Below are 13609 nucleotides of genomic sequence, written 5' to 3' on the forward strand. Positions count from 1 at the left end.
ACGCCGATGACCACAGCGCGCAATGCTTCGGGTGAATGGTGTTCACGGGATTGTGAAGTCATCCCTACTCCTTATTTTGTCATGACGCCGGATGATGGCGGTGTGCTGTCAATAATATCAGATAGGCGCTAAAAGTGACGCGGCTCTCCTGTCGTGTTTACGCCGCAGGGTGCTTCGGTTAACATCTAAGCCCGATTTTTCATTTACGGAACGCTACGCAAATTATGACTCAAGTCGCTAAAAAATTACTGGTAACGTGCGCCCTGCCGTACGCAAACGGCTCAATCCATCTCGGTCACATGCTTGAACACATTCAGGCTGACGTATGGGTCCGTTACCAGCGAATGCGTGGCAATCAGGTTTACTTTATCTGCGCAGACGATGCTCACGGCACACCGATCATGCTGAAAGCCCAGCAGCTGGGCGTGGCACCGGAGCAGATGATTGCGGAGATGAAGCAGGAGCATGAGACCGATTTCGCCGGTTTCAACATCAGCTACGACAACTATCACTCGACGCACGGCGAAGAGAACCGCGTGCTCTCCGAGCTGATCTACACGCGGCTGAAAGAGAATGGCTTCATTAAAAACCGCACCATTTCGCAGCTGTACGATCCGGAAAAGGGCATGTTCCTGCCCGATCGTTTCGTAAAAGGTACCTGTCCGAAGTGTAAATCACCGGATCAGTATGGCGATAACTGCGAAGTGTGTGGCGCGACCTACAGCCCGACCGAGTTGATCGAGCCGAAATCTGTGGTCTCTGGCGCTACGCCGGAGATGCGTGACTCTGAGCACTTCTTCTTTGATCTGCCGTCGTTCAGCGCCATGCTGCAGGCGTGGACCCGTTCGGGCGCGCTGCAGGAGCAGGTAGCCAATAAGATGCAGGAGTGGTTTGAAGCGGGCCTGCAGCAGTGGGACATCTCACGCGATGCGCCCTACTTCGGCTTTGAGATCCCGGGTGCGCCGGGCAAATACTTCTATGTGTGGCTGGATGCGCCAATCGGTTACATGGTTCATTCAAGAATCTGTGCGACAAGCGCGGTGACATCGATTTTGACGAATTCTGGAAGAAGGATTCCGATACCGAGCTGTATCACTTCATCGGTAAAGATATCGTCTACTTCCATAGCCTGTTCTGGCCAGCGATGCTGGAGGGCAGCAACTTCCGTAAACCGACCAACCTGTTTGTGCACGGTTATGTGACGGTAAACGGCGCGAAGATGTCGAAATCGCGCGGCACCTTTATCAAAGCCAGCACCTGGCTGCAGCATCTGGATGCCGATAGCCTGCGTTACTACTATGCGGCGAAACTCTCGTCACGCATCGACGATATCGACCTGAATCTGGAAGATTTCGTGCAGCGCGTGAATGCGGATATCGTTAACAAAGTGGTTAACCTCGCCTCACGCAACGCCGGTTTCATCACCAGGCGCTTTGGCGGCAAGCTGGCGGGCGAACTGGCCGATCCGGCGCTGTATCAGACCTTTGTTGATGCCTCGGAAAAAATTGGTGAAGCCTGGGCGAGCCGCGAATACAGCCGTGCCATCCGGGAAATCATGGCGCTGGCCGATCTAGCTAACCGCTATGTTGACGAGCAGGCACCGTGGGTGGTGGCGAAGCAGGAGGGCCGCGATGCCGATCTGCAGGCGATCTGCTCCATGGGGATCAACCTGTTCCGCATCCTGATGACCTGGCTGAAGCCGGTACTGCCTTCGCTGAGCGAGCGCACCGAAGCGTTCCTGCAGAGCACCTTAACCTGGGACGGTATCGCGCAGCCGCTGCTGGATCACACCGTGGCGCCGTTTAAAGCGCTGTATGGCCGTATCGAAATGACCAAAGTCGATGCGCTGGTGGAAGCTTCTAAAGAGGATGCTGCCGCAGCCAGTAAACCTGCGGTAACCGGTCCGCTGGCCGATGCACCGATTGGTGACACCATAACCATTGATGACTTTGCGAAAGTCGATATGCGCGTGGCGCTGATTGAGCAGGCTGAACTGGTTGAGGGATCCGATAAACTGCTGCGCCTGCAGCTGGATCTGGGTGGTGAGAAGCGTCAGATCTTCTCCGGCATTCGCGCTGCCTATCCGGACCCGTCCGTGCTGGTGGGCAAGATGACGATCATTGTCGCTAACCTGGCGCCGCGCAAGATGCGTTTTGGCGTGTCAGAGGGCATGGTGCTGTCCGCCGGCCCGGGCGGCAAAGACCTGTTTGTGCTCTCCGTGGATAGCGGCGCACAGCCGGGCATGCCGGTGAAGTAAGGCTTCGGGGGCGTTGCCCCCACTTTGTCCCTCTCCCGCACGGGAGAGGGCGCTGACGTCCCGTTATCGCTTTCGTTTCACGCTGACCACCCGCACGGACACTCCCTCAAGCGCTGAGTGCGTATGATGAAGCCCATAAAACAGGAGCCTGACATGTCCGCCGTGTTATCTGCCTGCTGGCGTTACCTGCGCGCCTTTCTGATTATCTACGCTGCGCTGTACGCCGGCATCGCGCTTGCCGCCCTGCTGCCGTTTACCCTGCCGGGCAGCATCATCGGTATGCTGCTGCTGTTTCTGCTGCTGGCGCTGCAGATTCTGCCGGTGGAGTGGGTGAAGCCCGGTTGCCACCTGCTAATTCGCTACATGGCGCTGCTGTTTGTGCCGATTAGCGTGGGCGTAATGGGCTACACCGATATTCTTAGTGCGCAATTTGGCCCGATTGTTGTCTCCTGCGTGGTCAGCACTTTTGTGGTGTTACTGGTCGTCGGTTTGAGCGCAGAGCGTCTGCAACAGCCTGGGAATCCACGCGATGAGTGATGCCTGGTGGTCACTGCCGCTAACCGTGGTGGCTTACTTACTGGCGCGCAAACTGGCCGCCCGTATTAATCTCTCCATCATCAATCCGCTGCTGGTGGCGATGGCGATTATCATCCGCTTCTGCTGGTTACCCATCTGCCTTATGCGCGCTACTTTGCCGGCAGCGCGCTGCTTAATCAGCTGCTGCAGCCGGCCGTGGTGGCGCTGGCGCTGCCGCTGTATGAGCAGATGCACCAGATCCGCGCACGCTGGAAAACCATTATCAGCGTCTGCTTTATCGGCAGCATTACCGCCATGGTCTCCGGTACCGCCATCGCGCTGTGGATGGGCGCCACGCCGGAGATTGCGGCCACTATCCTGCCCAAATCGGTCACTACACCAATTGCCATGCTGTCTCCGGTTCGCTGCACGGCATTCCGGCGATCAGCGCCATCTGCGTATTGATTGCCGGCGTGCTGGGTGCGGTATTCGGCCACATGCTGCTCAATCTGTGCAGGGTCACGCTGAAATCATCGCGCGGGCTGGCGATTGGCAATGCATCACACGCGCTGGGCACCGCGCGCGCGGCAGAAATTGACTATCAGGAGGGCGCGTTCAGCTCCCTGGCGCTGGTTATCTGCGGCATTATCACTTCCCTGCTGGCGCCGTTTATTTTTCCGCTATTAATGCTGTGGCTGGGTTAAAACTTGCGAGAGATCTCGCAAAGTTGAAACAACCCGGCTGGCTTGCATTGTCTTAGCGACATGGATCACATATAAACCTTGAGGCGGCGCCCCGCCGCTGACGAGTTAATGAGGCCATCACATCATGCATGCACGATTCACATCCGCTTTTTCTGCCCTGCCCGCCACGCTGCAAACGGCGCTACAGCCTATGCTGGATGCCAGCGATTTTCGCGGCATGTTCAGCCCGCAGGATGTGGCCCACCTCAGGCAGGCAACCGGTCTGGATGATGATGCGCTGGCGCTCGAAATGCTGCCGCTGGCCGCCTGCTGTGCGGTCGCTACGGTGTCGCATTTCAACGTTGGGGCCATTGCGCGCGGCGTGAGCGGTCACTGGTACTTAGGGGCCAATATGGAGTTTCTGCATACGCCACTTCAACAGACCGTGCACGCCGAGCAGAGCGCCATTACGCATGCCTGGCTGCGGGGCGAAGAGCAGTTAGCGGCCATCACCGTCAACTACACGCCGTGCGGACACTGCCGTCAGTTTATGAACGAGCTGAACAGCGGCACTGCCATCCGTATCAGTCTGCCCGGCCGTGAGGTTCAGACGCTGGGCGATTACCTGCCAGACGCCTTTGGCCCGGCGGATCTCAACATCGCTGAACGTCTGCTGACGCCGGTTAATCACGGTTTTGCCCTTGAGGGCGATACGCTACAGCAGGCGGCGATTGCAGCAGCTAACGCCAGCCACGCGCCATACAGCCACAGCTATAGCGGCGTCGCATTACAGAGCCGCGACGGGCAGATCTTTACCGGACGCTATGCCGAAAATGCAGCCTTCAACCCCAGCCTGCCGCCGCTGCAGGCCGCGCTGATCCTGATGAATATGCACAATGAGCCGCTGGAGCATATTCAGCAGGCGGTGCTGGCAGAAGCGGAACAGGCGACGCTGAGTCAGTTTGATGCCACCCGCACCACGCTGGCCGCGCTGGGCTGCAAAGATTTCTCGGTTACTTTAGTTTCGAAACCAACAGTTTAGTGATCCTTTTACCGCTTTTGTGACCTTCTATTAACAAAAGCTGTACATCTGCAGGAATTTTCATAGGATCGGTCGCCAGAACTTCACAATAAAAGGCTCTGGCGTTACCTTTTGCCGGCGACACGTCAGAAAACACTGCAACCGGAGCAAACACTGCATGGAACTCGAGTACGAAAGTAAACGTCCGCTGTATATTCCTTACGCGGGTCCGATCCTGCTGGAATTTCCGCTGTTGAACAAAGGTAGCGCCTTCTCCCTGGAAGAGCGCAACGAATTCAACCTCAACGGCCTGCTGCCTGAAGCCGTCGAAACCATCGAAGAGCAGGCCGAACGCGCCTGGCGCCAGTTCCTGGACTTTAAAAACAACAACGACAAGCATGTCTATCTGCGCAACATCCAGGACACCAACGAAACCCTTTTCTACCGCCTGCTGGACAACCATCTGGAAGAGATGATGCCCATCATCTACACCCCAACGGTTGGCGCCGCTTGTGAGCACTTCTCAGAGATCTACCGTCGCGCGCGCGGCGTGTTTATCTCCTATAACAACCGCGACCGCATCGAAGACATGCTGCAGAACGCCACCAAGCAGAATGTGAAGGTGATCGTGGTGACGGACGGCGAGCGTATCCTCGGCCTCGGCGACCTCGGCATTGGCGGTATGGGCATTCCTATCGGCAAACTGTCGCTGTATACCGCGTGCGGCGGCATCAGCCCGGCCTATACCCTGCCGGTCGTGCTGGATGTGGGCACCAATAACCAGCAGCTACTGAACGACCCGCTCTACATGGGCTGGCGCCATCCGCGCATCACCGGTGAAGAGTATGAAGCGTTCGTGAACGACTTTATCCAGGCCGTCAAACGCCGCTGGCCGAACGTGCTGCTGCAGTTTGAAGACTTCGCGCAGAAAAATGCCATGCCGCTGCTGGAGCGCTATCGCGATGAGATCTGCTGCTTTAACGATGATATTCAGGGCACCGCGGCCGTTACGGTAGGCACGCTGATCGCCGCCAGCCGCGCTGCCGGCAGCCGCCTGTGCGAGCAGAAGGTGGTGTTCCTCGGTGCCGGCTCCGCCGGATGCGGTATCGCCGAGCAGATCATTGCGCAGATGAAATCTGAAGGCCTCAGCGATGACGAAGCGCGCGCGCGCGTCATGATGGTTGACCGCTTCGGCCTGCTGACCGATAAGCTGCCCAACCTGCTCGATTTCCAGAGCAAGCTGGTGCAGAAGAGCGATAACCTCAAGGAGTGGGATGTCACCAGCGATTCTATTTCACTACTGGATGTGGTGCGTAATGCGCGTCCGGATATTCTGATTGGTGTTTCAGGCCAGCCGGGGCTGTTCACGGAAGAGATCATCCGTGAGATGCACAAGCACTGTAAGCGCCCTATCGTGATGCCGCTCTCTAACCCGACCTCACGCGTGGAAGCGACGCCAGCGGATATCATCGCCTGGACCGACGGAGCTGCGCTGGTCGCGACCGGCAGCCCGTTCGCACCGGTAACCTGGAAAGGCAAAACTTATCCGATTGCGCAGTGTAACAACTCCTATATCTTCCCGGGCATCGGGCTGGGCGTGATTGCCGCTGGCGCCACCCGCATCACTGACTCAATGCTGATGACCGCCAGCCGTGCGCTGGCTGACTGCTCGCCGCTGGTGAATGATGGTGAAGGCCCGGTGCTGCCGGAGCTGAAACACATCCAGGGCGTTTCAAAGCTTATCGCGATGGAAGTGGGCAAAGCGGCGCAGCTGGCGGGCGTTGCCGTGGTGACATCCGAGGATGTGCTGTCAAAAGCGGTCAACAACAACTTCTGGCTGCCGCAGTATCGCCACTACCGCCGTACGTCTATTTAACCCGCGCTAACGCCCTTAACAGGCGATAAACGCGCTCCAGTGCCGGCAGCAACCGGCCGGCACTGCTTAAAAATACGCCAGCCGACCGGCACGATCTTGCTTAGCCGCCGCGCCTCAAGTAGCCTTGACCCATTCAATTTCTCGCCAATCGAGTGCCCACGCGCATGATCAAACGCGTTTTCTTTGCCCTGTTTATCATCATCTTATTGGTGATGGCGACCGCGCTTGGCCTGGATCGCTGGATTAGCTGGAAAACGGCGCCGTTTATCTATGAAGATGTCGCCTCGCTGCCGCATCGTCAGGTCGGTGTGGTGTTAGGCACGGCGAAGTATTACCGCACCGGGGTCTACAACCAGTATTACCTCTATCGCATCCAGGGGGCGCTCAACGCCTATAACAGCGGCAAGGTCAATTATCTGCTGCTCAGCGGCGATAACGCGCAGCAGAGCTACAATGAGCCGATGACCATGCGGCGTGATCTGATTAAAGCCGGGGTTGCGCCAGCGGATATCGTGCTGGATTACGCCGGATTCCGTACGCTGGATTCGATTGTGCGCACGCGCAAGGTATTCGATACCAACGATTTCATCATCATCACCCAGCGCTTCCACTGCGAACGCGCGCTCTACATTGCCCGACACCTCGGGATTCAGGCGCAGTGTTATGCGGTGCCGTCACCAAAGAATATGCTGTCAGTGCGTTTCCGTGAAGTGGGCGCCGACTTGGCGCACTGGCCGATCTCTACCTGATGAAGCGTGAGCCGCGTTTCCTTGGCCCGCTGGTGCCCATCCCGGCCGTGCATGAAGTGCCAGAGGATGCCCAGAGTTATCCGGCGGTAACCCCCGAGCAGCTGCTGGAGCTGGAAGAGAAGCTGCAAAAATAGGCGTATATAAAAAGGGCTGCGTCTCCGCAGCCCTTTGTCTGAGTATTGCTGTGTGATGTCTATTTTTTACGTGCGTACTTCAGTGAATCCAGCGCCACCGCGAAGATGATGATGCCGCCTTTGATAATGTACTGCCAGTAAGGGTTCACGCCGATGTAGGTCAGGCCGTAGTTGATGACGGTGAAGATGATGACACCGGTTACCACACCCGCCACGGTACCTACACCGCCAGCGAATGACACGCCGCCCACGACGCAGGCTGCAATCGCATCCAGCTCATACATAAAGCCAAGGTTGTTGGTCGCACTGCCGATACGGCCTGCTTCCAGCATCCCGCCAAAGGCGTAGAACACCCCTGACAGCGCATAGACCAGAATCAGGTTGAGCGGAACGTTAACGCCAGAGACGCGCGCCGCTTCCGGGTTACCGCCGATCGCAAAGATGTTCTTACCAAAGCGCGTTTTGTTCCACAGAATCCAGACAAAGATAATGGCGATAAACGCGTAGAACGTAATGAACGACAGCTTGAAATCACCGAAGCGCAGGAAGCCCTGAGCGAAGGTGGAGAAGCCGGCATCGAAGCCTGCCACCGGTGAAGCGCCCACAAAGTCGTAGTACAGCGAGTTGATGCCGTAAACGATGATCATGGTGCCCAGTGTGGTAATAAAAGGCGTCACCTTCAGATAAGCGATGATCACGCCATTTACCAGGCCGATCACGCCACCGATAAGGCATACGGTCAGGATCACCAGCGGAATCGGAACCGTATCCAGATGCGGGAACACTTTGTTCGCGTTATCCATCGACTGCAGCAGCGTTGCAGCGACGACCGCGGCCAGACCCACCTGACGCCCTGCTGAGAGGTCCGTACCCTGAGTAACGATCAACCCGGCGACGCCCAGTGCGATAATAATACGCACCGAAGATTGCGTCAGAATGTTACTCAGGTTCATCAGACTGAGGAAGGTCGGATCCTGGAAAATAATAATTGCCAGCAGTACCAACAGGACGACGTAAATACCGCCCTCTTTTAACCAGGTTAGCGCATTCTTTTTAGTAGTCGCTTTCATGTTAAAGCCCTTGCTTCATTAAAGGTGTAATGACGCTAAACGCAGGATTTCATTCTGCGAGGTCGTTTTCGTATCAACAATGCCCGCTACCTGTCCATTACTCATTACCAGAATACGATCGGTAATGCCCAGCAGCTCTGGCATTTCAGAAGAGATAATGATGATGCCTTTCTCTTTTTTCGCCAGCTCAGCAATCAGCTGGTAAATTTCGAATTTCGCACCCACATCAATTCCGCGCGTCGGCTCATCCAGCATCAGGATCTCAGGCTGGGTTAATAACCAGCGGCCGATAATGACTTTCTGCTGGTTACCACCGGAAAGCGATCCAATCTGCGTATGGTGGCCCGGCGTTTTCACGCGCATGGAGTCAATAACCCATTGGGTATCACTTTTCATGCGCTTATTATCGAGTAATCCCATGCTCGATTTATATTTCTTGATATTGGAGATCAGCGAGTTGAAGCCAATATCCAGATAGGCATAAATACCGGTGGAGCGACGCTCCTCGGTCACCAGGGCAAAGCCGTGATTAATGGCTTCGTTGGCGCTGTGGTTATTGATCGCTTTACCGTGCAGCTTAATGGTGCCGCCCGACTTTTCGCGAATGCCAAACAGCGTCTCAACAATATCCGTACGTTTTGCCCCGACCAGACCGGCAATACCCAGGATCTCCCCCTTGTGCAGATCAAAGGAGATATCGCGAATCGAGGGCTGACGCAGCGAGGTGAGATTACGCACCTCCAGAATCACCTCACCAGGCACGTTGGTCTTGTCCGGGAAGCGCTGGTTAAGTGAGCGGCCGACCATCATGGCGATGATCTTATCCATGTCCAGCCCTTCCAGCGGCTGGGTGGCGATCCACTGTCCGTCACGCAAAATAGTGATCTCATCGCACAGCTGGAAGATCTCCTCCATTTTATGCGAGATATACACAATACCGCAGCCACGATCTTTCAGCTTACGGATAATGGTGAACAGGTGGTTAACCTCTTTTTCGGTCAGCGACGAGGTGGGCTCATCCATAATGACGATTTTGGCGTCATAGGAGAATGCCTTGGCAATTTCAATCATCTGCATTTGCGAGACAGAGAGAGTCGCCACTTTATCGCGCGGGTCGATATCAATATCTAATTCATCAAAGATCGCTTTGGTATCGCGATACATCTTCTCCTGATCAACAAATACGCCTTTACGCGGATAGCGGCCCAGCCACATGTTATCCATGACGTTGCGTTGTAAAACCAGGTTTAATTCCTGATGCACCATTGATACGCCATTTTCCAGCGCCTCTTTGGAGCTCTTATAATCAATTTCCTCACCCTGAAACAGGATGCTCCCCGTATCCTTTTTATAAATACCAAACAGGCATTTTAATAATGTGGATTTCCCGGCGCCGTTTTCACCCATTAAGGCATGGACGGAGTGCGGCCGCACTTTTAAATTCACATTATCTAAGGCTTTAACCCCTGGAAATGATTTCGAGACATTCGTCATCTCCAGCAGATATTCACGCTGTGTGGTCGGATTCTCACTGGCCATAATTTACCTGGCTAAATAAAACGTGGGTCAGATGCAATAAGGCGCGGCACCTATGCCGCGCCCGGGACGGATTACTTCACAAACTGAGACAGGTTTTCTTTATCTACCGGTACGTAAGGTACACGTACGATTTTGTTTTCCATCTTGAAGTTAGTCCCCGCCGTAGGCTCTTTGCCATCCGCCAGATTCTTCGCGATATCGATGGTGGCTTTCGCCTGGTTTTCGGCGTCGTTCAGTACCGTACCGGCCATCGCACCTGATTTCACCAGCGCCAGGGCCTCTGGCAGGGCATCAACACCGAACACAGGAATGTTGGTTTTATTGTGTGCTTTCAGCGCTTCGACCGCACCCATCGCCATTGCATCGTTGTTGGCAATGATCACTTCAATCTTGTTGCCGTTCGGACCAGAGAGCCATGCATCCACTTTATCTTTCGCTTGTGCGGTGTCCCACATTGCGGTGTCCATGGATAACTGCTGCGTCTTCACGCCGTCAGCGTTCAGCGTGTCAATCACGTACTTGGTACGCGCTTCCGCATCCGGGTGGCCCGGCTCGCCTTTCAGCAGTGCGAACTGAATCTGACCATCTTTATTCAGATCCCACGCCGGCATCGCTTTCCAGTGCTTCTCAATCAGCTTCGCCTGGATTACGCCAGACTCTTTGGAGTCGGTGCCCACGTAGTACGCTTTTGGATAGCTGGCCAGTACTTTAGCGTTTGGCTCTTTGTTGAAGAACACCACCGGCACATCGTTCGCCTTCGCTTTGTCGATCACCACTGCCGCAGCAGCAGGATCCACCAGGTTGATCGCCAGGGCTTTAACGCCTTTGGCCATCAGCACGTCAATCTGGTCGTTCTGGGTAGACTGGCTGTTCTGTGAGTCGTTCATCAGCAGCTGGATGCCGCCCAGTTTTTTCGCTTCGCTATCAATGTCCTTGCGGACCATCGACATAAAGTTGTCGTCATATTTATAAATGGTCACGCCAATGCGGGTATCGGCGGCGTGCGCAGTTGCACCAAACATCATGCTGGCAACCAGTGCTGTGAGCGTGAAAACCTTCTTATTCATGGTATCTCCGGTTTTTTTTATGCAGGGTATTTCATCGCACCGTCTTGCCTGCGGGCAGACAGCGCAGTCGGTTGAAACGCTATTATTATGGGGCTGGCGCTTACGCAGGGCCGGACTCCCATCGCTATCCTGACTTCCCTGTACGTAAACGCTTCCTGAAGAGTGTTGTGAACCATTTCAATCGGCTACTGAAACCGGACCGGGGAAGGAGAACCCGGCGTTACATAATGTTTCAGTCCGGTAAGACGCTGCCATCATAGAGAGCGCCATGTTAATTAACTGTGAATGTAATCACAGATTGGAAACGGTTACACGGCGCTATCGCCTGAATTAGTGACCGACTCCACAATTTGCCGCTGCGCCACCGAATGGCGCCGCACCAGCGTTGGCATAAAGCAGTGACTTGCGTGCGGATCAAGCTCGCCGGCTGCACCTTTCAGTGCCAACTCTGTCGCCAGTTTCGCCATAGAAACAATGGGATAGCGAACCGTAGTCAATTGCGGATCGGTGTAACGTGAGATGGGAATGTCGTCAAAACCAATGACAGAGAAATGCTGTGGCACCTGTATACCATTGTCTTTTAACGCCGTGAGCGCGCCGGCGGCCATACCATCGTTATAAGAGAACACTGCCGTAAGGTGCAGGTTGCGTCCCAGCAGCTCTACCATCGCCGCTTCCCCGCCCTGCATATCCGGCTCCGCATGGGCGATCCACGCTTCTGGCGGGCGAATCCCCTGCTCTGCCAGCGCCTGAGTCCAGCCCTCCTGGCGCTGCGTTACATCCTCAATCGGGTGCCCTGAACTCAGATAACCGATACGCTGATGGCCCTGCTGTAACAGCATGCGGGTGGCAACTTGCGCACCGGTTACATTATCCAGGCAGACGCAGCGGTGCTCATAACCTGCAATTGTCCGGTTTATCAACACCATACCAGGAACCTGATCCATAAACTGCATGAGCTCAGCGTCTGAAAGCGTTTTCGCGTGTACCACCAGCGCGTTACAGCGTTGACGAATCAGAACCTCAATGGCGTGACGCTCTTTCTCCTCCTGATGCCAGGAGTTACTGATAAGCACATGTTTCTGCACGCGCTGCGCCACGGTATCAACCGCTTTGACCAGCGCACCAAAAAACGGATCGGAAACATCCATGACCACCACGCCAATGGTGTCACTGACTTGGGTGGCAAGTGCCTGGGCGTTGGCATTAGGACGGTATCCCAGCGACTCTACCGCCTGTAGCACGGCTTCGCGGGTATCCGGGGTGACAGCACTGCTGTTATTGAGCACACGCGACACGGTGGCAACGGACACACCGGCCTGTCGGGCGACATCACGAATCGTTATCATGCAGCTGTTCCACAGAGGAAGAAAATGCGCGACTGGCGCGTAACGGCGCTATTTTGTCAGGGCATCGGGCTTAGCTACGTGAATTACGTCACACAGATGAAAACGGTTACATACAATTATGCAACCTTTGTGATGGACATCATTATCTGATGAGAGAAGAGTTACCGGGTTTGCCAGCTGCCAGCCGGGTCAGTTTCCGCCACAGCCACTCCATGGGCCCCCGGGAGAACACGCGCAGCCACAGTACGGAAAACAGGATATTAACCAGCCAGATAGCCGGCACAAATGCCAGCAGGTGCAGGCGATCAAACTTCAGGAACAGGTTAAAGCGGTAGAACAGCGTGGTGCAAATCAGCGTCTGTAGCAGGTAGTTGCTTAGCGCCATACGGCCGACGCACTGAATAGCGTAGCTGAAACGCGTTTTCATCAGTGTGGGCCAGAAGCCGTAGCAGAGCGCAGCATAGCCAAGGCTGATAAAAGGCGAGGCCAGATCGCGCGGCACCTGCAGAAAAAAGCCGCTCCAGCGAAATTCCCAGCCCAGCAGCCACTGCGCCACAATGCCGGGGATGGCAATCAGCCAACCAATAGTCAGCAGCAGCGCTGCCGCACGGCGATAGTGCTGTACGCTGAACTGGCCGGTAAGCCAGCCGCTGCGCATCAGCGCCGCGCCAATCAGCATCAGGCCCGCCAGCTGCCAGCCATACTGCGATGCCAGCGCCATCAGCCCGGATGAAAGATGATCAAGACGATTCTGGATAGCTTCCCAGCCGCCTACCAGCTTCCAGTAGCTCTCATACTCCAGATCTGCCGCGCCAGGCAGCCAGGAGCGGGTTGCCTGCGGGCTGGAGATAGCGCCAAACACCAGCAGCACCGCACAGCCAACCAGATAGAGCAAAACGCCGGTGTGCAGCAGCGCACGATCAGACGGCACTTCACGCAGCATGCGCCAGACAATCAGCCCAATCAGACCATAGTCCAGCAGGATATCGCCTTCCCACAGGAAGACCGCGTGAATAAATCCGATGAACACCAGCAGCGTAAGCCGTGAGGTTATCCAGCGGCTGCCGCGCGGGATCTGCATCGCGAGTCCCGCCCCAAACAGCAGCGCAAACAACGTGAGGAACTTCAGCTGCGCCAGGCCGTCCAGCAGCACCCATGTCCAGGCATCGGACAGCGTAATCTCGCCCTGCCACGCCGGATTGAGGTAGGCGGCTGACGGCAACGCAAAGCCCACAATGTTCAGCAGCAGAATGCCGAGAATGGCGCAACCACGAATGAAATCCAGCGCGAGATAGCGTTGCATTGAGCAGGCCTTAAGCGAGAGGCGTAACGGGCGACAGTGCGCCGC

The 13609-nt window shown here is 55.7% G+C and carries 8 protein-coding genes and 3 pseudogenes; 6 read left to right on the forward strand and 5 right to left on the reverse strand.

The window, feature by feature from the left end; genetic code table 11:
- Window positions 1-224 precede the first annotated feature (224 nt).
- The 6 genes and pseudogenes from metG (at window position 225) to sanA (ending at window position 7236) form a co-directional block, all read left to right on the forward strand.
- Window positions 225-2257: pseudogene (metG, locus tag HA48_RS12465) on the forward strand (methionine--tRNA ligase).
- Window positions 2258-2410: 153 nt separating this feature from the next.
- Window positions 2411-2794: a CidA/LrgA family protein gene (locus tag HA48_RS12470; protein WP_128601597.1), complete on the forward strand. Its 384-nt coding sequence runs from the start codon at window positions 2411-2413 to the stop codon at window positions 2792-2794.
- Window positions 2787-3477 (forward strand): annotated as a pseudogene (locus tag HA48_RS12475) (CidB/LrgB family autolysis modulator). Before HA48_RS12470 ends, HA48_RS12475 begins: the two are co-directional and overlap by 8 nt.
- Window positions 3478-3601: 124 nt before the next feature.
- The gene (cdd, locus tag HA48_RS12480; RefSeq protein ID WP_128601598.1) at window positions 3602-4498 is read left to right on the forward strand and encodes a cytidine deaminase; all 897 of its coding nucleotides are present in this window, start codon (window positions 3602-3604) and stop codon (window positions 4496-4498) included.
- A 157-nt stretch (window positions 4499-4655) separates the two neighbouring features.
- Complete coding sequence (locus HA48_RS12485) at window positions 4656-6353, forward strand: NAD-dependent malic enzyme (RefSeq protein ID WP_128601599.1); 1698 nt, start codon at window positions 4656-4658, stop codon at window positions 6351-6353.
- A gap of 164 nt (window positions 6354-6517) precedes the next feature.
- Window positions 6518-7236 (forward strand): annotated as a pseudogene (gene sanA / locus HA48_RS12490) (outer membrane permeability protein SanA).
- A gap of 59 nt (window positions 7237-7295) precedes the next feature.
- Here sanA and mglC read toward each other — a convergent pair.
- The 5 genes from mglC to yeiB form a co-directional block, all read right to left on the reverse strand.
- Window positions 7296-8306 carry a galactose/methyl galactoside ABC transporter permease MglC gene (mglC, locus tag HA48_RS12495; protein ID WP_128601600.1) on the reverse strand — a complete coding sequence of 337 codons (1011 nt, stop codon included), beginning with the start codon at window positions 8304-8306 and terminating at the stop codon, window positions 7296-7298.
- Window positions 8307-8324: 18 nt separating this feature from the next.
- Complete coding sequence (mglA, locus tag HA48_RS12500; RefSeq protein WP_128601601.1) at window positions 8325-9845, reverse strand: galactose/methyl galactoside ABC transporter ATP-binding protein MglA; 1521 nt, start codon at window positions 9843-9845, stop codon at window positions 8325-8327.
- A gap of 71 nt (window positions 9846-9916) precedes the next feature.
- Complete coding sequence (gene mglB / locus HA48_RS12505; protein WP_128601602.1) at window positions 9917-10912, reverse strand: galactose/glucose ABC transporter substrate-binding protein MglB; 996 nt, start codon at window positions 10910-10912, stop codon at window positions 9917-9919.
- A gap of 308 nt (window positions 10913-11220) precedes the next feature.
- On the reverse strand, window positions 11221-12261 hold the full coding sequence (gene galS / locus HA48_RS12510; protein WP_128601603.1) for an HTH-type transcriptional regulator GalS: 1041 nt from the start codon (window positions 12259-12261) through the stop codon (window positions 11221-11223).
- Window positions 12262-12403: 142 nt separating this feature from the next.
- The gene (yeiB, locus tag HA48_RS12515; RefSeq protein WP_128601604.1) at window positions 12404-13564 is read right to left on the reverse strand and encodes a DUF418 domain-containing protein YeiB; all 1161 of its coding nucleotides are present in this window, start codon (window positions 13562-13564) and stop codon (window positions 12404-12406) included.
- Window positions 13565-13609: the final 45 nt, after the last annotated feature.

Source organism: Pantoea wallisii (genome assembly GCF_002095485.1).
GTDB lineage: Bacteria > Pseudomonadota > Gammaproteobacteria > Enterobacterales > Enterobacteriaceae > Pantoea > Pantoea wallisii.